Raw genomic sequence first — 18,587 nt, 5'->3', positions numbered from 1 at the left:
GCCCGGACGGGGCGCGCGCCGAAGAGCGCGCGCCCGGGGGCAGCACCGGAGTCCGCACCGGCGGGCCTGTCCGGCGCCGCGGCACAGTCACGCGGCGTCGAGCAGCCCCGCCGGACGGACGGCCCCCGCGCCGAACCGGGCCCGTGCCCGGTCCGCCGCCGCCTCCGCGCGGCGGGCCTTCTCCTCCCGTACGTCGAAGGACAGCTGGCGGGCGGCCCGTCCGGCCTCCGTCAGCTGTTCCGCGCGCAGGACGACGGCCCGCACCCGGGCCCGCTGCAGCCCGAGCGCGTCGTGCAGCGCGTACGCGGCGGCCGCCAGCGCGGGGGTATGCGCGGTCGGTTCGGCCAGCGTGCGGGTACGGGTCGTGTCCGCGCTCCTGTCCCGTCCCGCGTACCGCACGGTGAGGCTCACCGTGCGGGCCACCCGGCCGTCGGCGCGCATCCCCAGGCCCAGTTCGTCCGCGAGGGTGAGCAGCGCACGGCGCCGCTGTTCCGGGTCGAGTTCGTCCCTCCCGAAGCGGTACTCCGCGCTCGCCGCGGGCTCCGGCACACCGGCGGTGACAGGCGTCGGGTCGATGCCGCGGGCCCGCTCGTACACCCGCCGTCCGGCGCGCGCGCCGAGGATGCGCTGCAGTGTCGCGGGCGGCGCGGCGGCGATCCGGCCGACGCTGTCCAGCCCGTACGAGCACAGGGTGCGGGCGGTCCGCGGGCCGACGCCGTCCAGGGCCGCCGCGGGACGGCGGTCGAGGAAGTCCGCGGTCTCCCCCGGCCGCACCACCCGCACCCCGCCGGGCGGCCCGGCCTGCGCGGCCATCCGGGCCAGCAGCCGGTTGGCGGCCACGCCGACGGTGCAGTCGGTGCCGTGGTGCAGGAGCACCCGGCAGCGCACCATCGACGCCAGCTCCGCCGCGTCCTGCCCGAAGTAGCGCAGCGCGCCGCGGACATCGGCGTACGCGGCGTCGGGCGGCAGGGCCTGTACGACGGGCGTCACGTCGGTGAGCAGCGCGAGCAGCGCGGCGTACTCCTCCTCCGTGCGGTTCCCGAAGTGCACGTACAGCACCCGCAGTTCACCGTCCGGCGCACCGGTGGCCCGGAGGCGGCCGCCGCTCATCCCGCGCTCCCCGGGCTGGAGTGCCACAGTTTCCGCACGGCCTGCGGCGATCCTGCGGACTCCCCCGCGGGGCGCAGGTCGGCCCAGGCGTTCATCTCGTAGCCGCTCGCCACCTCGATGGTGCGCTGCGGCGGCGCCCCGCCCTCCGTACGCTCCGGATCCGCCGGGGCCTCCGGGGGTGCCGCGAGCCGGGCCGCGACCGCGTCCAGACCGCCGGTGCGCCGGAGTTCGACGAGTTCGGCCAGGTCCCAGGCCGCCTCGCCGACCACGCTGAGGCTGCGCGCGCCGCGCCGCTGGACGGTGCCCCGCACCAGCAGCAGCCAGGAGTGGAAGACGGTGTGCGCGCACGCGGCGTGGCTGTCGTCGAAGAAGGCGAGGTCGGCCAGGCCCGTGCCGTCGTCGAGGGTGGTGAAGATGACGCGCCGCCCGGACCGGACCGGCGGGGTCTGGATCACGGCCTTGGCGCCGGCGACCAGCACCGTCGCCCCGTGTTCAGCGTCCCGCAGCCGGCGTGCGGTGTACGCGCCCAACTCCCGCAGAAACGCGGTGTGATCGCCCATGAGGTGCCGGGACGCGTCCATGCCGAGGACGCCGAGCTCCGCGCCCAGCCGTTCGTCGCGGCTGAGGTCGGGCAGTCCGGCAGGCTCCTGCTCCCGTACCTGCGCGGCGTCACCCAGGGCCAGCTGTCCCTCGCGGGCTCCCGCGCCGCGTCCGGCGCGGTGCAGTTCGGCGATGTGCAGCAGCAGATCGCGCCGGTTGCCGCCGGGTGCGAACGCGTCCAACGCGCCGACCTGCGCGAGGTTTTCTGCGACGGGGCGGGGCGGGCGGGCACGCTGCCAGAGGTCGGAGAGCGAACCGTACGGCTGCCCGGCCGCGATCCGTTCCGCGTCCGCGGCGCTGATGCCCTGCACCTCGGACAGGGCGAGCCGGAGGCCCCACTTCCCCGATTCGGACTCCAGTTCGATCCGGTAGGACGTGCCCGAACGGTTCACTTCCAGCGGCAGCACCGGCACTCCGCGCCGCCGCGCGTCCGCGAGCAGCAGCCGTTTCGGGTACATCCCCGGGTCGTGTTCGAGCAACCCCGCGTAGAACGCCGCCGGGTGATGGGCTTTCAGCCACGCCGACTGGTACGTCGGCACGGCGAACGCGACGGCGTGCGCCTTGCAGAATCCGTAACTGCCGAACGCCTCCACGATCTCCCAGGTGCGGGCGACGACGTCGTCCTCGTACCCGAGGCGTTCCGCCTCCTGCGCGAACCACGCCCGGACCCGGCCCAGCCGCTCCGGATCCGACAGCGCGCGCCGCGCCTCGTCGGCGAGCGCCCGTCCGCAGCCGGTCATGACCGAGACGATCTCGATGATCTGCTCGTGGAAGACCACCACCCCGTACGTGTCGCGCAGCGCGGGCTCCAGGTCCCGGTGCGGATAGCGGGGCGCCTTCCGCCCGTGCCGGGCCTCGATGAACGGCTTCACCATGTCGGCGGCGACAGGACCGGGGCGGAAGAGCGAGATGTCGACGACCAGGTCGTGGAAGGTCTCCGGCTGGAGCCGCCCGATCAGGTCGCGCTGGCCCGGCGACTCGATCTGGAAGCAGCCGAGCGTCTCCGCCGAGCGGATCAGCGCGTACGTCTCCGGGTCGCCGTCCGGCACCGCGTCCAGGTCGATCCGCTCACCCGTCGCCCGCTCGGTCTCCGTCACCGCGTGCGCCATCGCGGACTGCATCCGTACGCCCAGCACATCCAGCTTGAGCAGTCCCAGGTCCTCCACGTCCTCCTTGTCGAACTGCGACATGGCGAAGCCCTCGCCGCTGGTCGGCACGGCCGGGGTGCGGGCGAGCAGCGAGGCGTCGGAGAGCAGCACCCCGCACGGGTGCATGGCGACGCCGCGCGGCAGCGCGTCCAGCGCCTCGACCAGATCCCAGAAGCGGGTGCCGTACGCCTCCTCGTCCAGGTCCTTCAACGCGTCCTTCAGCTCGGGCAGTTCGGCCAGCGCGGTACGCGCGTCGCGGGCCCGGATGTGCGGGAACGCCTTGGCGAGGCGGCCCACCTCGTCCGGGTCCAGGCCGAGGGCGGCGCCCACGTCCCGTACGGCGTGCCGCACCCGGTAGGTCTCCGGCATGGCGACGGTGGCGACCCGCTCCTCGCCGAAGCGCTCGAAGATCGCGCGGTAGACCTCCAGGCGGCGGGCCGACTCCACGTCGATGTCGATGTCGGGCAGCGCGCCCCGGCGCGGGGAGAGGAACCGCTCCATCAGCAGCCCGTGCGCCACCGGGTCGGCCTGTGCGATGCCCAGCAGGTGCGCCACGAAGGAGCCGGCGCCCGAACCGCGCGCGGCCACCCGGATGCCGAGCGCCTTCGTGTCCTCGACGACCTGCGCGACGGTGAGGAAGTACGAGGAGAAGCCGAGCTGTTCGATGATCCGCAGCTCCTCGTCCAGCCGCTCCCAGCGCTCGCGGTCGCGCTCGTACCGCCGCGTGACCATCGCCGCGGCGCAGCGCGACCGCAGCACCCGTTCCGCGGTGCGCTGTCCGGCGCCGACCAGGCGCGGCTCGGGGAAGTGCACGTCGCCGATGCCGATGTCGTCCTCGGGGTCGACCCGGCACGCCGCCGCGGTCTCCGCGGTCAGCGTCAGCAGCCGGTGCGCGGTGTCGCCGCGGTATCCGGCGGCCTCCGCGATCCGCTCGGCGGCCGCCGCCATCCCGTCGGCCCCCTTCAGCCAGCGCCCCCCGCCGTCCAGGCCCCGCCGCGGGTCGACGGGTACGAGCCGGCGCGCCGCGTCCAGCACGTCGGCGACCGGGCCCTGGCCCGGGTCGGCGTACCGCACGGCGTTCGTCAGTACGGGCTTCGCCCCCTGCTCGGCGGCGAGCCCCAGCATCCGGGCAGCGTCTCGCAGCGGCGCGGCGGCGGAGACCTCCAGCCGCAGGGCGCCGCCGTACACCTCCCGCCACTGGCCCAGCAGCCGGGCCGCCCGGTCGGGGCGGCCCGCGGCCAGCGCGCGGCCCACGTCGGAGTCCGGGCCGAGCAGCACGATGACGCCGAACGCGCCGGCCATCTCCTCCCAGGGGAGCAGCGGCCGTTCACCGCCGTGCGCGTGTGCCGCGGTGACGAGCCGGCACAGCTGTGCCCAGCCCGCCGCCCCGTTCCCGGCCAGGAAGACGACCCGCTGCGCCGACTCGTCGACAAATGCCCCGCCCCTGACCGGCGCTCTTCTGCGCCGTACCGCGGTGCGCTCCGCCGCCTGCTCCCCCACGGCCAGTTCCACCCCGTACACAGGGCGCACCCCGGCCCTCGCGCTCGCCTTCGCGAACCGTACGGCGCCGGCGAGCGTGTCCCGGTCGGTCAGCGCGACCGCCGCCATTCCGCGCTCGGCGGCCCGCTCCGCGAGGGCCTCGGGGTGCGAGGCCCCGTACCGCAGCGAGAACCCCGAGGCCACGTGCAGATGCACAAACTCCGACACCGCACGCACCTCCTGCCGCGTCCGCGCCTCCCAGCTGATTCCGCCCCCGCGCCACCACTCTAAACCAGCCATCGAACTTTCGTTCGAACGCGGAATCTCCCCAGGTGACCCCTGGGCGGCCGCCCAGACCTGCTGACGCGGAGTGGCCGATTGTGTTCGGCCGCCGGGGAGGGACGGACGGCGGGGCGCGACGGGCCGAGGGCGTTCACGCCGCGAGGGAGGCGGGTGGGCGCCGGCATGGGGACACCCGCCCGGGACAGCCGGCCGTGTGCTGCCCGCTCGGGCAGGGCGGACGCCCGGCGGGTCGGGGCGTTCGACTCCGGAAGGCTTCCGCGACCGGCGCACCGACGGGGCGGGGGTGCCGCGTCTCCCTGCCGCCGCGCGCCCGGACCGCCGAACGGGCGCCCCGTCGCGGTCGGCCGACCGCGGGCGTTCCGCGCAGGCGGAGACCGCCCCGCCCCGGGTCTACTCGCCGCGGAGCAATGCCGCGCCCAGGGAGCCGAGTTGGTGGTGGACTTGGCCTCCTGTGCGGTGGGAGGTGATCAGGCCGGCCTCGCGGAGGATCGCCGTGTGGTGGGTGGCGGTGGCCGGGGCGATGTCCAGGCGGCGCGCCAGTTCCGAGGTGGTGCAGCCGAGGGCGACGACCTCCAGCGCCGCGGCGCGGGTACGGCCCAGCAGCGCGACGCAGGGGCTGTGCCGCCCCGCACCCGACCGTACCGGCGGGGTCCGCTCCGGCTCGGCCCAGCCGGGCTGGTGCTCGACCGGATAGACCAGCACCGGCGGCAGGGCCGGATCCCGCAGCATGAGCGGCGACTTCCAGCAGAAGAAGGACGGGATCAGCCGCAACCCGCGCCCGTCCAGGCGGAGTTCACGCGTCACGGAAGTGCCCCGCACCTCCAGCACGTGGCTGTTCCAGCGCAGTTTGGGGTGCAGGCCGGCGAGCAGGCCCTCCACCCCACCGTTCAGCACCCGCCGCGCCCGTACGGCACGGTCCGCCTCCAGATGGCTCCGGATGCTCGTCCGGTACGGGGCCAGCGCCCGCGCGTGGTACGTACGGATCGCGGACGCCAGCTGCTTCAGGCCGTCCGCCCCGGTGTCCCGCGCCCACCGGGGTACGCGGCGGCTCAGGGCGAGCCGTTCGAGGTCGGTGCGGAGCCGCTCGCGGGGCGTGCGCAGCAGCGCTTCGAGGCCCGCGTCCAGTCCGCCGGCGGACTCGGCGGGGGTGAGGAAGTCCGGCGAATAGCCGCGCGGCGGCGCGAGGGCGAAGAGCCGCCGGACGGACTCCGGGAGCTGCGGAAGGGTGCGCTCCCGCCACCGCCCGAAGACGAGCGCCCCCTCTCTGCCCTGCAGGACGTGCAGGCTGAGCAGCACCTCCCACAACGGATCCGGTGCGTCGGCCACTTGGGTGCGCGCCAGATCGTCGGCGCCGAAATGGATACGGATGGCCATGCGCCAGTGCCCCGTTCTCGTCCCCGTCGAAGGGGACGCCCCCGTGTCGAAGAGGACGCCCCCGTTCCGCGTCCTCACGATCAACAGGATGCAGTGCCTTCCGGAACTGTCAAGAGCGCTGGGGCGAGGACCGGCCACCCGGCCCGTTGACACCCCTGTGAGCTGCCAACTTCGAGCAGGATCTAAGGAGTTGGCGCGCCGCATGGGGCTGCGGACACGCTGGGGGAACGGACAGCGGACCGGGTGTGGGGCCGGACAGCAACAGGCCTCTGAACCGCGGCGGTCCGCGCAGTGAACCATCAACGGGGAGGCACCATGCCGAACATGACGTGGCTGGCCGACGTGCTCCGGCAGGCCGGTCTGCACGTACAGGAGGAAGGCGGCTGGCAGACGCGCGGCCACGGCGAGATGGGCGACATCCGCGGGGTCATGCTGCACCACACGGCGGGCGCCGCCGAGGGCAACTACCCGAGCCTGGAGGTCGTACGGGACGGCAACTCGGCGCTGCCGGGGCCGCGGGCCCAGCTCGGCCTGGGGCGGGACGGCACCTGGATCGTCATCGCCGCCGGGGTGGCCTGGCACGCGGGCGAGGGCGGCCCCTGGGAGAGCGTGCCCAAGGACGACGCGAACGACTACATGATCGGAATCGAGGCGGAGTCGGTGGGCACCCGCGCCGACTGGACGCCGCAGCAGCTCGACGCGTACCCGCGCGGCGTGGCCGCGCTGCTGAAGCACGTGCACCAGCCCGCGTCGCGGGCGCTCGGGCACAAGGAGTGGGCGCCGAGCCGGAAGAGCGACCCGGCGTTCTGGCCGGGCGACATGGACGGATTCCGCGCGGAGGTCGACAAGCACCTGAAGGGCGAGGGCCCGAAGCCGCCCCCGCAGCAGCCCGCCCCCGGGCAGCCGGGGCAGGGCCAACCGCAGCCCGACGGGCACCAGTTCGGCATCTGGGGTACGAACGTGCACGTCCGCAGTGAGCCGAAGCTCGACGCGCCCGTCGTACACACCCTCACGGCCCCGACGAAGGTCACCGTCGACTTCCAGCAGCGCGGCGACCTCGTGAACACGAACGGCTTCAGCAATCCGTTCTGGGCTCATCTCCCCCAGTTCAACGGCTTCATGACGAACATCTTCATCGACCACCCGGACTCGCTCCTGCCCGGAGTGCCGCAGCGCTGACCCGTACCGGCAGCACGTGACCCGTACTGACGGAGGAGAACCCATGGCCTTCGACGAGATCCGGGACTGGGGCAAGCGGCAGCTGGCCCGCCTGGGCACGGACGAGGAAGAGAACAAGGACGAGCAGCAGCCGGCACAGCCGCAGGGCGGGCCGGAAGAACAGCAGGCACAGACAGCAGCGCAGACACGGACAGAAGCGCAGACACAGGCACAGACGCAGCAGCGGGGAACGGGGAAGAAGATGGCGTACGACCTCGAAGCGGCCAAGACCATTTACCGGGTGGGCCGGGAGCTGAAGGTCAACGACAAGGTGATGCTGTCCGCGTTCGAGACGGGCATCGTCGAGTCGGGCATGCGGAATCTGAACCACGGCGACAGCGACTCCCTCGGCGTGTTCCAGCAGCGCCCGTCACAGGGCTGGGGCACACCGCAGCAGGTACTGGACGTGAACTACGCGGCGCACCAGTACTTCGACCGCGCGGTCAAGTCCGACCGGGAGAACCCGGGCCAGTCGACGGGCCACCTGGCGCAGAGCGTGCAGCGCTCCGCGTACCCGGAGCGGTACGACCAGGCCGAGGGCGAGGCGCGGCAGCTGCTCCAGCAGACGGCCGCGGCCGTCGACGGCGGGCAGCCGGCGCCCCAGCCGCCCGGCCCCGGCGGACCGCAGCCGGGCGGGCACGAGTTCGGCACGTGGGGGACGAACGTCCAGATCCACAGCGAGCCGAAGCTCGACTCGCCCGTCGTACACACCCTTTCGGCACCGACGAAGGTCACCGTCGACTTCCAGCAGCGCGGCGACATGGTCAGCACCGAGGGCTTCAGCAACCCGTTCTGGGCCCACATCCCCCAGTTCAACGGCTTCATGACAAACATCTTCATCGACAACCCGGACTCCCTCCTGCCCGGAGTGCCGCAGCGCTGACCCGCTTCAGGAACCGGCTGCGCACAGTCAACTCCTGTTGGCAGACTGCCCCTTCGTGACAGAGGAGAAGCAGTCATGACGAAGCAGAAGCAGGTGCCGGACGGCGGCCGGGTCGGCGGCTGGGTCACGTGGGGGCTGCTCGCCGCGTGGGCCGTGCACGACGCGGAGGAGGTGGCCGCGGTGCCCGCCTGGACCCGCCGCCGGGTGCCGGAGCTGCGGGAGCGTCTGCCGCGGGTGCCCGACGGGGTGTGGCGGCGCCTGGAGTCCCTCGACGGGCGGGAGTTCGCGACGGCCGTCGCCCTGATGGGAGTGGTGGTCGCCGCGGCGGCGGCCGACGGGCACCGTACGGGCGGGCGCTCCGGCTTCTACCAGGGAGCCCTCAACGGCTTCGGCCTGCACGGCCTGATGCACATGGCGCAGGCCGCCGCCGTCCGCGGCTACACACCGGGTTCCGTCACCTCGCCGCTGGTGGTCATTCCCTTCTCCCTGTCGGCCCGCAGGCGGCTGCGGCAGGCCGGGACGGCCACTCCGGTACGGCCGCGCGACACCGTGCAGGGGCTGGCCTTCGCCGCGGCGGCCACGTTCGGTGCGCACGCGCTGGCACGGCGCGTGCGCACCCGCGGCGGCAACAGCCCCGCACGGCAAGCGGGGTGACGACGCGTCAGCTGTACGCGGCCGACGCACCCGTTCGTCATCCATCCGGATCACCGGCAGCGGGGGCGGGAAGGGAAGGCGCGGGCGGCTCAGACCGCCGGGTCCGGCTTGCGGGCCTCGGTCAGACGGCAGGTTCCGGCTTGTGGGCCTCGATGAGGAAGCGGGCGGAGTGGGCCACGAACGGGCCCTGCGCCTCGATCTGTTCGTGCAGATCGCGCAGCCGGTCGCGGTACGCCTCGACGGTGAAGCCGGGGAGCGTCCAGACCACCTTGCGGAGGAACCAGACGACCGCGCCGATGTCGTGGAACTCCATCCGCAGCCGCGCCGTCCGTACGTCGGTGATCTCCAGCCCGGCGGCCTCGGCCGCGGCGCTCTCGACGTCCGGATGCCGCGCCCGCCGGTTCTCGTCGGGGAGCGGGCCGAGGAAGAACTCGATGAGCTCGAAGACGGTCTCGGGGCCGACGTGCTGCGCGAAGTACGTACCCCCGGGCCGCAGGACGCGGGCGATCTCCGACCACCACACCGTCGCCGGATGCCGGCTCGTCACCAGGTCGAACGCCTCGCCGGCGAACGGCAGCGGCGGTTCGTCGGCGTCCTCGACGAGCACCGCGCCGAGCGGGTGCAGCCGCCGCGTGGCCACTGCCGCGTTCGGCGGCCAGGACTCGGTGGCGGCCAGCACGCGCGGCAGCCGCTCCGCGGACTCCGCCGCGCCGCCGAGGACCTCACCGCCGCCGGTCTGGATGTCGAGCGCGGCGGACGCGGACGCGAGCCGTCCGGTCAGCAGCCGCTGGTAGCCCCAGCGGGGGCGTTCCTCGGTGGCCCGGCCGTCCAGCCAGGAGAAGTCCCAGCCGTCCACGGAGGCCGACTCGGCCTCGGCGACGAGCTCGTCGAAAGTACGTGACATGCCCACATGCCTACGGGAGGGACTGATGGTCGACAAGTCGTTTTCCGCGGGCCGCGGACCCGCGTCGCGCTCAGAGCGCGCGCTGGAAGACGACCCGGTCGAGGGAGGGGCCGTCGTAGTCGGTGACGGAGTCGCTGACGGAGAAGCCCATGGCGCGGTGGAAGCCGATGGAACGGGAGTTGACCGGTGAGGTGATCGCCTTGACGTGCGTACGGGCGTCGTCGCGGGCCAGCGCGAAGAACCGCTCGTACAGCTCGCGGGCCAGCCCGTCCCGGCGGCGCCCCGGGGCGACCCCCGCGAAGTGGACGTACGCCAGATGCGGCTGGGACGGCGAGAGGAAGCCGATCACGAAGCCGGCGAGGGAGCCGTCGTCCGCCTCCGCGACGAAGCTGGTGCCGGAGAAGTGGTCCAGGAAAAGCCGGTGCAGGGCCGACGAGACGGGGCGGCCCCACCATTCGTCGACCACGCCGACGATGCCGTCGTAGTCCTCGGGCTTCGCGGTACGGATGATCAACTCGCTCATGACCGGCAACCGTAGTCGCAGACGCGTACCGGCCCTGCGGCGGGGCGGCTCAGCCGCAGCTCAGCGGCGTGGGCGCCCCGCTTCGTACTCTCCGCCGCGCTCTCGTGCTCACTCGCCGCGGACCGACGTACGGAAGGCCGCCGGGGTGCTGCCGGTGCGCTGCGCGAAGAACTTGGAGAAGTTCGCGGCGTCCCGGAAGCCGAGCCGCCGGGCGACGCCCGCCACCGGCAGCGCACCGTGCGCCAGCAGCCGCTTCGCCTCCAACAGCACACGCCGGTCGATGAGTTCCTTCGCGCCCACCCGCTCCGCCGCGAGCGCGGCGCGCGCCAGGGTACGGGGCGAGTAGCCGAGCGTACGGGCGTAGTCCTCGACCCGGCGGGTGCGGGCGAAGTCCCGTTCGACGGCGGCGCGGAAGCGCAGATACGTCGCGTACGGGCCGTCCGTTCCCGGCCCCGCGCCCGGCGCGGGCGGCGGTCCGGCGAGCCGCAGCACCAGCGCGGCGAGCAGGTGCCGCAGCACCGCGACACGGGTCGCCGGCGGCAGCTCCGGGACGGCCGGCGCGGCGAACTCGCCCGACAACTGGGCGACCGCCGCGCCCAGCGCGGCACCCCGCGCACCGTCGGGGTGCTGGAGCGCAGGCCCGCCCCACGGGTCGTCGAGCCGGGCGGCCGCGGCGGTCTCCGCGTCCAGGAACCCGGGCTCGAACAGCACCAGCGTGCCGTCCGCCGCGAGCGGCCCGCCCCACTGCTGCACCTGTCCCGGACGCACCCACAGCCAGTCGCCGGGGCGCAGCGTGTACGCGGTGAAGTCGAGGGTGTGCCGGAGGCTGCCCGCCTCCAGGGCGATCAGGTGGTGGAAGCCGGGCCGCTGCGGGGCGTGCGGCATCTCGCCGCCCGGGGCGCGCGAGCGGAGCGTGGCGAGGGACAGCACCTCCACTCCGGCGGGGGTGCCGGCGGGCGGGGTGAAGGCGATCTCGGGGATCGCGGACGCGTCGGCCCCTGCTTCGACGTCGACCTCGGCAGCGTGTCGGTTTTTCACCATGACGAGTCCTCAGCGTACCGGGCCGATGCGCGGCCCGCGCCGTAGCGTGGAGAACGTCACCGCAGCTCAGCGCAGTACATGGTGAGCCTTTGCGGCTTGCCGCTTCCGGCGCGGTGACGGAAAAACACCCGTTCTCGGTACGTGGAGGAAACACCGTGAAGATCCTTCTGTTCGGCGCGACCGGCATGATCGGAAGCCGCGTCGCGGCGGAGGCGGCAGGGCGCGGCCACGAGGTCACCGCCGTCAGCCGCTCCGGCAAGTCCCCGGCCGACGGCGTGCACGCCGTGGCGGGCGACGCCTCCGACGCGGGCACCGTCTCCCGGCTGGCCGCGGGGTACGACGTGGTGGCGTCCGCGCTCGCGCCGCCCCGCGACGGTTCACCGACGGAGGCCCCGTTCCTGGCGGTGAACCGCGCGCTGGCGGAGGGTGTACGGGCCTCCGGCGCCGGGCGGCTGGCCGTGGTCGGCGGCGCGGGCAGCCTGGAGGCGGCGCCCGGCACGGCGCTGGTCGACACCCCCGGCTTCCCCGACGCGTACAAGGGCGAGGCGCTGGCGCACCGCGCGGTGCTCGACTTCTACCGCACGCTGGACGAGCCGGCCTGGACGTACCTCTCCCCCGCGGCGGAGATCGGCCCCGGCGAGCGCACCGGTACGTTCCGGCTCGGCGGCGACGCGCTCCTCACGGACGCGGAGGGCAACAGCCGGATCAGCGCGGAGGACTACGCCGTCGCCTTCGTCGACGAGCTGGAGCGGAACGCCCACCCGCGGGCCCGCTTCTCCGTCGCGTACTGACGGACCCCGCGGGGCCCGTCAACGGCGGGGGCCGGGCGGCTCGTTGGACGGGACGGCCTTCCGCCCCCTAGAAAAGCCGCCATGGTCCTCTCCACAGCACGGCTCCGGCGGCAGTCGCGGGACGGAGCGGCGGCAGCGCCGCGATCCGCTCTCCGCGGGCGGGACTTCCGGCTGCTGCTCGCCGTCACCCTCGGCACCTTCGCCAACTACGCGCCCCTGCTGTCCGTTGTGCCGCTGTGGGCGGCGCAGGGCGGGGCCGGGAACGGCGGCGCGGGTGCCGCCACGGGCGTGACCATGGGGACGACCGTGGCCGTACAGCTGTGCATGGGGCGGCTGTTGCGGCATCTCAGCCTGCGCCGGCTGCTTGCGCTGGGCGCGCTCGTGCTGGGGCTGCCGACCTTCGCGTACGCCTTCTCCTCCGGCGCCGCGTGGGTGCTGGGGGTGTCCGCGGTGCGCGGGCTCGGCTTCGGCGTGGTCGCGGTGGCGGGCAGCGCGCTCGTCGCCGAACTGGTACCCGCGGACCAGCGGGGCCGCGCCGTCGGCTGGTACGGGGTGGCCGTCGGACTCCCCCAGGTGGCACTGCTGCCCGCCGGCGTATGGGTCGCGGAACACATCGGCTTCACCCCGGTCTTCCTGGCGACGGGCACACTGTGCGTGCTGGCCGCGCCACTGGTCCTGGCGATGAGGACCCCGCGAGGGGGCCCCGCACAACAAGGGGCGCGGGGAACTGCGCACACCACAGCGGATCCGCAGCCCCCCAGCGCACAGGACGAGGCCACGTACGAGGCGGCGGGCCGGGACCAGGGCGCGCCTGCGCCCAACGCCCCTACGCCGCAAGCCCGTTGGCGACCACTCGCCGCCCCGTGGGTGCTCCTAGTGTGCGCCGCATGCGCACTAGGCGGCGTCACCTCGTTCCTGCCGCTCGCGCTGGACGCGCCCGGCGCCGCGCCGACGGCGCTGTTCGTACTGTCGGCCGCGAGCGTGGCCGGCCGCTGGGCCGCCGGCGTGTGGAGCGACCGGCGCGGCGCCGGCCGACTCCTCGTACCGGGGGTCGCGGCGTGCGCTGCCGGCATGACCGGCTTCGTCGCCGCGGCGGGCGGCACGTCACCCGCCGTGTTCGCCGCCGTCGGCGCCGCCTGTTACGGCCTGGGCTTCGGCGCGCTGCAGAACGAGACGCTCGTGGTGATGTTCCGGTCGGCGGGCCCCGGCGGCCACGGCCTGGCGAGCACCGCGTGGAACATGGCGTACGACGGCGGCATCGGCGCGGGCGCCCTCGCGCTCGGCCTGCTGTCCCAGCCGCTGGGCCTGCCCGGCGCGTTCCTCGCCTCGGCGGTGCTGATCGCCGCGACGCTGCCGGTGGCCCTGCGGCGGAACGTACGCGCCGCGGAACGTACGGGGTGAACCGCGCGGCGCGAGGGGCCGCGGCGCCGGATGAGATCCTGGGACCCGGACCCCGATGTCTGCCCTGACGATCACCCGGTGTGACCCACGTCAAAGAAGTGGCCGACCGTAAACGCGGCAGGGCAGGGTAGAGGCCCCCCGGGACGACGTACAGACTGTGAAGGAGCCCCATGAAGATCGGGATCGTTGGAGCCACCGGCCAGGTCGGCGGAGTGATGCGCGGCATTCTGGCCGAGCGGAAGTTCCCGGTCGACGAGCTGCGGCTGTTCGCCTCCGCTCGTTCCGCCGGGCGGACCCTCCCCTGGCAGGACGGCGAGATCACCGTCGAGGACGCGGAGCAGGCCGACTACTCGGGCCTGGACATCGTCCTGTTCTCCGCCGGCGGCGCCACCTCGAAGGCGCTCGCCGAGAAGGTCGCCGCACAGGGCCCCGTCGTCATCGACAACTCCTCGGCCTGGCGCATGGACCCGGAGGTCCCGCTGGTCGTCTCCGAGGTGAACCCGGACGCCGCGAAGCGCCGCCCCAAGGGCATCATCGCCAACCCGAACTGCACCACCATGGCGGCCATGCCGGTGCTGCGGCCGCTGCACGACGAGGCGGAGCTGACCAGCCTCGTGGTCTCCACGTACCAGGCCGTCTCGGGCAGCGGTCTCGCCGGCGTCGACGAGCTCAACGAGCAGGCCGTCAAGGCGGTCGAGAGCGACGCGTCGCGGCTGACCTTCGACGGCGGAGCGGTGGACTTCCCGGAGGGCAACAAGTTCAAGCGGCCGATCGCGTTCAACGTGCTGCCGCTCGCGGGCTCCATCGTCGACGACGGCCTCGACGAGACGGACGAGGAGCAGAAGCTCCGCAACGAGAGCCGCAAGATCCTGGACATCCCGGAGCTGAAGGTCTCCGGCACGTGCGTCCGAGTGCCGGTCTTCACCGGGCACTCGCTGCAGGTCAACGCCCGCTTCGCGCGGCCGGTCACGCCGGAGCGCGCGCGGCAGCTGCTGGCGGGGGCGCCGGGCGTCGAGCTGTCCGACATCCCGACGCCGCAGCAGGCGGCGGGCGCGGACGCCAGCTACGTGGGCCGCATTCGCGGCGACGAGACCGTGGAGAACGGGCTGTCGCTCTTCCTCTCCAACGACAATCTCCGCAAGGGCGCGGCGCTCAACGCCGTACAGATCGCGGAGCTCGTCGCGGCGGAACTCACTGCGTGAGCGCCCCCCGCTGACCCCTGAAAGGCCCCGGTCCACGTGGACCGGGGCCTTTCACGTTCCCGCCCCGGTGAGGAGCCCCGGCCCCGCCCTAACCCGTTTCTCCGGGGACACGCCCCGGCCCCCTCCCAGACGCCCCTCCCGCCGCAGCGGCACGCAACCACCCGCGAAACAGGCCCGGCGGAATCAACACCCGGCGCGGCCACGGGCATTGCGCGCGACGCGCACACACCGCCGACCGGACCCGGCGCGGTCACCCGCCACCGCGGCGGAGAAGGAAGCGCGTCCCTCCCGCCGCAGCGGCACGCGGCCAGCGGCGGTGGAGAAGGGGATGCCGGGGCCGGCACGGTCGGCCGCCGTCGCAGCCGCGCGGGCGAAAACGGACGGCGGGCCCGCCCCGTGGGGTGGGCCCGCCGTTTAGCGTGTCGACCAGGCGTCAGCCGATTTTCGCGCCGAAGGCCTGGAGGGCCTCGTCGACGGGCTGGAAGAACGTCTCGCCGCCGGCGGAGCAGTCACCGCTGCCGCCCGAGGTGAGGCCGATCGCCTTGTCGCCCGAGAAGAGCGCGCCACCGCTGTCGCCGGGCTCGGCGCACACGTCGGTCTGGATCAGACCGTCCACCGTGCCCTCCTGGTACTCGACGGACGCGCCGGTCGCCTTGACCGTGCCGTCGTGCACCTGGGTGGTGCTGCCGCTGCGGGTGACCTTCATGCCCTTGGTCGCCGCACCGGCACCGGAGATCTTCTGCGGGCTGCCGCCGTAGGTGTTGACCTCGCTCGGGTGCGGGGTGTCGCCCGTGTAGAGGGCCAGCCCGTAGTCGTTGCCGGGGAAGCTGCCGTCCTGCGTCTTCGCGATCTCCGAGCCGCCCTGCTTGTCGGACCAGCTGTCGACCGAGTTGGTGCAGTGTCCCGCGGTGATGAAGCCGGGCTTGCCGCCGACGTCGACGTTGAAGCCGAGCGAGCAGCGTGAACCGGAGCCCCAGATGGCGTCGCCGCCCGCGATGCGGGTGGTGTACTTGCCGGTGGTGCGCTTCAGTTCGGCCTTGTCGCCCTGCGCGGCGACCTGCTTCTTCAGCCGGTCGAGCTTCGCGCCCTTGACCGTGCTGTCCGCGGTGACGACGACCTTGTTGGTCTTCGGGTCGACGGCGCGCGCGGTGCCCACGACACGGTCGGCGCCGCCGAACGAGTCTTTCGCCTTGGCGAGTTGGCCGAGGGTGTGCTGGACGACCCGGGCTTCCGCGCCGGCCGCCTCGATCTTCTCCGCGGCCGACTTGTCGGTCACGTTCACGACGAGCTTCTTCGCCGCGGCGTCGTAGTACGAGCCGGCGTCGCCCTTCACGTCGGAAGTCAGCTTGGTCGCCAACTGCGAGGCCGAGGTGGCGGAGAGGGACTTGAGTGTGGGGGTGTCCTCGGCGGCGTTGGCCTGGGTGAGGGTCAGCGACGTGGCGACGAGAGCGGCGACTCCGGCGCCCGCGAGAGCGGCACGACCCTTGGATATGTGGCGCTTGTGTCTCAACTCGACTACCTCCAGTGGGGGGTTGGGGTCCGATTTGTGGGGAATCGGCCCCGGAGGAATGGATGCGGACATGATTGTTCTTCCCAGCCTGACAGGCTTGAAGACGCGTCCATGCCAACTTGTCGCCGCTGAGTATTGCGAGAAGGACGCCGGAGGCACAAGAGCCGGATCACGTCAGGCGGAGGAATGTTCGGTTCCGCGAAGTTGACGGTCCGGCGTACCGAAAGTCGTGCACGTCGGCTCCGCATCCGGACACCCCGTGCACACAGAGGCGCACGGCACTCTGTGTGCCGTGCGCCGGGCGGAAGTTGTCCGGTAACCGCCCCTCAGGTGTCGGATTCCGGCAGGCTCTTGAACAACGCCTCGGTCGTTACGGGCGTTTCGCCGAGTTCAGCCGGCTTCACAAGCCGTTCCGGGTCCACCGTTTCATCCGGTTTTATCTCGTTCTCCGCTTTTTCCTTCTCCACGAGCTCCTGGACGTCGGCGCTCGGATTGGGCACGCTCACCTCGGACTTCCGCGCGGGCGCCTGCTGCCGGCCGGCGGCTTCCTCCGGGCGGGGCCCCTCCAGGAACCGCAGCAGCTCCACCGGGAAGGGCAGCACCAGCGTGGAGTTCTTCTCCGTGGCCACCGCCGCCACCGTCTGCAGCAGCCGCAGCTGGAGCGCCGCCGGCTGCTGCGACATCTGCTCGGCCGCCTCGGACAGCTTCTTCGACGCCTCCAGTTCGGCGTCGGCGTTGATGACCCGGGCCCGCCGGTCGCGCTGCGCCTCGGCCTGCCGCGCCATCGAACGCTTCATGGTCTCCGGCAGGGAGACGTCCTTGATCTCTACACGGTCGACGGTGACGCCCCACTCCACGGCCGGGCTGTCGATCATCAACTCGAGGCCCTGGTTGAGCTTTTCCCTGTTGGAGAGCAGATCGTCCAGTTCGCTCTTGCCGATGATGGAGCGCAGGGAGGTCTGTGCCATCTGGGAGACCGCGAAGCGGTAGTCCTCGACCCGGATGATCGCGTCAGCGGGGTGCGCGACCTTGAAGTACACCACCGCGTCGACCCGGACCGTGACGTTGTCCCGGGTGATGCCCTCCTGCGCGGGCACCGGCAGGGTCACGATCTGCATATTGACCTTCTGCAGCCGGTCGACCGCGGGAATGATCATCGTGAAGCCCGGTTCTCGCAGGCCGGGGCGGAGCCGGCCGAGCCGGAAGACGAGCCCTTTCTCGTACTGCCTCACCACCCGGGCCGCGGCCACCGCATAGAGCGCACCGCCCGAGAGCACCGCCACCACCAGCTCCACGACCATCATGGCCTCCTGCCGCTCAATTCCGGCATTCAGGGAGTGATGTCTTCAACGGTAGCTCTGCGCGGGGGCCCGGTCGAGAGTCGTGCTCACGCACCGGGCGGGCCGTTCCTCCCCGTCGGGCGGGTCCGCCGGAAGGGCCTCGCCCCCGTGCCGGTGCGCGGACACGGGGGCGAGGTTCGTACAGGCCGGGCTGCGTACAGAACCGCCGGTCAGTAGACGCTGACGCCGTAGGCGTTCAGGGCCTCGACGGCGGGCTGGAAGAAGGTCGTTCCGCCGCTGCTGCAGTTGCCGCTGCCGCCCGAGGTCAGACCGTGCGCGGTGCTGCCGGAGTAGAGCGGGCCGCCGCTGTCGCCGGGCTCGGCGCAGACGGTGGTCTGGATCAGACCGTTGACGATGTCGCCGTTGCCGTAGTTGACGGAGGCGTTCAGGGCGGTGACCTTGCCGCTGTGGGTGCCGGTGGTGCTGCCCTTACGGGTGACGGTCTGGCCGACGGTGGGGTCGGCCGCCCTGGTGATGTCGATGCTGCCGACGGTTCCGGGGTGCGTGAGCGAGGAGTTGCCGTACTTCACCAGGCCGTAGTCGTTGCCGGGGAAGCTGGAGCCGGCGGTCGGGCCGATGAGCGTGGTCTTCGCGGAGTTGGTGTACCAGTTGCCCGCGCCGTCGGTGCAGTGGCCCGCGGTGATGAAGTAGTACGTGGTGCCGCTGCGCACGTTGAAGCCGGCCGAGCAGCGCCAGCCGGCCTGCGCGTAGATGGCGTCGCCGCCGGAGAGCAGCTTGCTGAACTTGCCGGGGGTGCGCTGCACCTTGAGTGCCGCGGCGTCGTCGCCCGCGGCGTCGCGCAGCTTGGCCACCTCGGCCTGCGAGACGGTGCTGTCGGCCGTGACGACGAGGCGGTCCGTCTTCGTGTCGGTGTACCAGGCCGTGCCGGGTACGTCCGCCGACCGCACGGAGTCGCCGACGGCCTTGAGCTCGGACGCGGTGAAGCCGGGGGTGGTGTCCGCGGTCGCCGAGGCCGGTGCCAGCAGCGCGCCCGCCACGGCGAGACCGGACGCGGCGGCGAGGAACGCATTGCGTCTGCGGCGGGTGGTGCTGCCGGATATTGAGCGCTTGATCCCCACTTGTCCTCCAGGATGTGATGTAGGAGC

The 18,587-nt window shown here is 73.1% G+C and carries 15 protein-coding genes; 6 read left to right on the top strand and 9 right to left on the bottom strand.

The annotated features are described in order from the left end of the window. Nucleotides 1-87 precede the first annotated feature (87 nt). The 3 genes from AC3AGO_RS27205 to AC3AGO_RS27195 form a co-directional block, all read right to left on the bottom strand. Nucleotides 88-1,110, bottom strand: coding sequence for a DNA polymerase Y family protein (locus tag AC3AGO_RS27205; RefSeq protein ID WP_487822867.1), 1,023 nt, complete (start codon nucleotides 1,108-1,110; stop codon nucleotides 88-90). Next, the gene (locus AC3AGO_RS27200) at nucleotides 1,107-4,565 is read right to left on the bottom strand and encodes a DNA polymerase III subunit alpha (protein ID WP_487822866.1); all 3,459 of its coding nucleotides are present in this window, start codon (nucleotides 4,563-4,565) and stop codon (nucleotides 1,107-1,109) included. The genes AC3AGO_RS27205 and AC3AGO_RS27200 overlap by 4 nt, the downstream gene beginning before the upstream one ends. A gap of 465 nt (nucleotides 4,566-5,030) precedes the next feature. Further along, nucleotides 5,031-6,014, bottom strand: coding sequence for an ArsR/SmtB family transcription factor (locus AC3AGO_RS27195; protein WP_487822865.1), 984 nt, complete (start codon nucleotides 6,012-6,014; stop codon nucleotides 5,031-5,033). Between the two features lie 315 nt (nucleotides 6,015-6,329). Between AC3AGO_RS27195 and AC3AGO_RS27190 the strand changes: the two genes are divergently transcribed. The 3 genes from AC3AGO_RS27190 (at nucleotide 6,330) to AC3AGO_RS27180 (ending at nucleotide 8,769) form a co-directional block, all read left to right on the top strand. Next, nucleotides 6,330-7,193 (top strand): peptidoglycan recognition protein family protein, encoded by an 864-nt coding sequence (locus AC3AGO_RS27190; protein ID WP_487822864.1) that lies wholly within the window; start codon nucleotides 6,330-6,332, stop codon nucleotides 7,191-7,193. A 43-nt stretch (nucleotides 7,194-7,236) separates the two neighbouring features. Next, nucleotides 7,237-8,115 carry a hypothetical protein gene (locus AC3AGO_RS27185; RefSeq protein ID WP_487822863.1) on the top strand — a complete coding sequence of 293 codons (879 nt, stop codon included), beginning with the start codon at nucleotides 7,237-7,239 and terminating at the stop codon, nucleotides 8,113-8,115. Between the two features lie 75 nt (nucleotides 8,116-8,190). Further along, complete coding sequence (locus AC3AGO_RS27180; protein ID WP_487822862.1) at nucleotides 8,191-8,769, top strand: HXXEE domain-containing protein; 579 nt, start codon at nucleotides 8,191-8,193, stop codon at nucleotides 8,767-8,769. 121 nt (nucleotides 8,770-8,890) lie between these two features. Here AC3AGO_RS27180 and AC3AGO_RS27175 read toward each other — a convergent pair whose 3' ends face one another. From AC3AGO_RS27175 to AC3AGO_RS27165, 3 genes are all read right to left on the bottom strand, one after another. Then, nucleotides 8,891-9,673: a methyltransferase domain-containing protein gene (locus tag AC3AGO_RS27175; RefSeq protein WP_487822861.1), complete on the bottom strand. Its 783-nt coding sequence runs from the start codon at nucleotides 9,671-9,673 to the stop codon at nucleotides 8,891-8,893. 70 nt (nucleotides 9,674-9,743) lie between these two features. Continuing rightward, on the bottom strand, nucleotides 9,744-10,196 hold the full coding sequence (locus AC3AGO_RS27170; protein ID WP_487822860.1) for an N-acetyltransferase family protein: 453 nt from the start codon (nucleotides 10,194-10,196) through the stop codon (nucleotides 9,744-9,746). A 108-nt stretch (nucleotides 10,197-10,304) separates the two neighbouring features. Further along, nucleotides 10,305-11,237 (bottom strand): helix-turn-helix transcriptional regulator, encoded by a 933-nt coding sequence (locus AC3AGO_RS27165; protein ID WP_487822859.1) that lies wholly within the window; start codon nucleotides 11,235-11,237, stop codon nucleotides 10,305-10,307. Between the two features lie 155 nt (nucleotides 11,238-11,392). Between AC3AGO_RS27165 and AC3AGO_RS27160 the strand changes: the two genes are divergently transcribed. From AC3AGO_RS27160 to AC3AGO_RS27150, 3 genes are all read left to right on the top strand, one after another. Further along, entirely contained in the window at nucleotides 11,393-12,028 is a 636-nt protein-coding gene (locus AC3AGO_RS27160) for an NAD(P)-dependent oxidoreductase (RefSeq protein WP_487822858.1), read from the top strand. A gap of 81 nt (nucleotides 12,029-12,109) precedes the next feature. Beyond that, nucleotides 12,110-13,429, top strand: coding sequence for an MFS transporter (locus AC3AGO_RS27155; protein ID WP_487822857.1), 1,320 nt, complete (start codon nucleotides 12,110-12,112; stop codon nucleotides 13,427-13,429). Nucleotides 13,430-13,599: 170 nt separating this feature from the next. After that, the gene (locus tag AC3AGO_RS27150) at nucleotides 13,600-14,631 is read left to right on the top strand and encodes an aspartate-semialdehyde dehydrogenase (protein ID WP_487822856.1); all 1,032 of its coding nucleotides are present in this window, start codon (nucleotides 13,600-13,602) and stop codon (nucleotides 14,629-14,631) included. A gap of 433 nt (nucleotides 14,632-15,064) precedes the next feature. Here the strand turns inward: AC3AGO_RS27150 and AC3AGO_RS27145 are convergent, their stop codons facing one another. The 3 genes from AC3AGO_RS27145 to AC3AGO_RS27135 all read right to left on the bottom strand — a co-directional run bounded on the left by AC3AGO_RS27145 (nucleotide 15,065) and on the right by AC3AGO_RS27135 (nucleotide 18,560). After that, complete coding sequence (locus tag AC3AGO_RS27145) at nucleotides 15,065-16,141, bottom strand: S1 family peptidase (protein WP_487822855.1); 1,077 nt, start codon at nucleotides 16,139-16,141, stop codon at nucleotides 15,065-15,067. 326 nt (nucleotides 16,142-16,467) lie between these two features. Beyond that, entirely contained in the window at nucleotides 16,468-17,442 is a 975-nt protein-coding gene (locus AC3AGO_RS27140) for a slipin family protein (protein WP_487824842.1), read from the bottom strand. Nucleotides 17,443-17,651: 209 nt separating this feature from the next. Beyond that, the gene (locus AC3AGO_RS27135; protein WP_487822854.1) at nucleotides 17,652-18,560 is read right to left on the bottom strand and encodes a S1 family peptidase; all 909 of its coding nucleotides are present in this window, start codon (nucleotides 18,558-18,560) and stop codon (nucleotides 17,652-17,654) included. Between the last annotated feature and the right edge of the window lie 27 nt (nucleotides 18,561-18,587).

The sequence above is a fragment of the Streptomyces sp. BL1 genome (genome assembly GCF_057628045.1).
The sequence above is the reverse complement of the archived record's forward strand: the minus strand, read 5'-3'. Positions and strand labels throughout refer to the sequence as shown.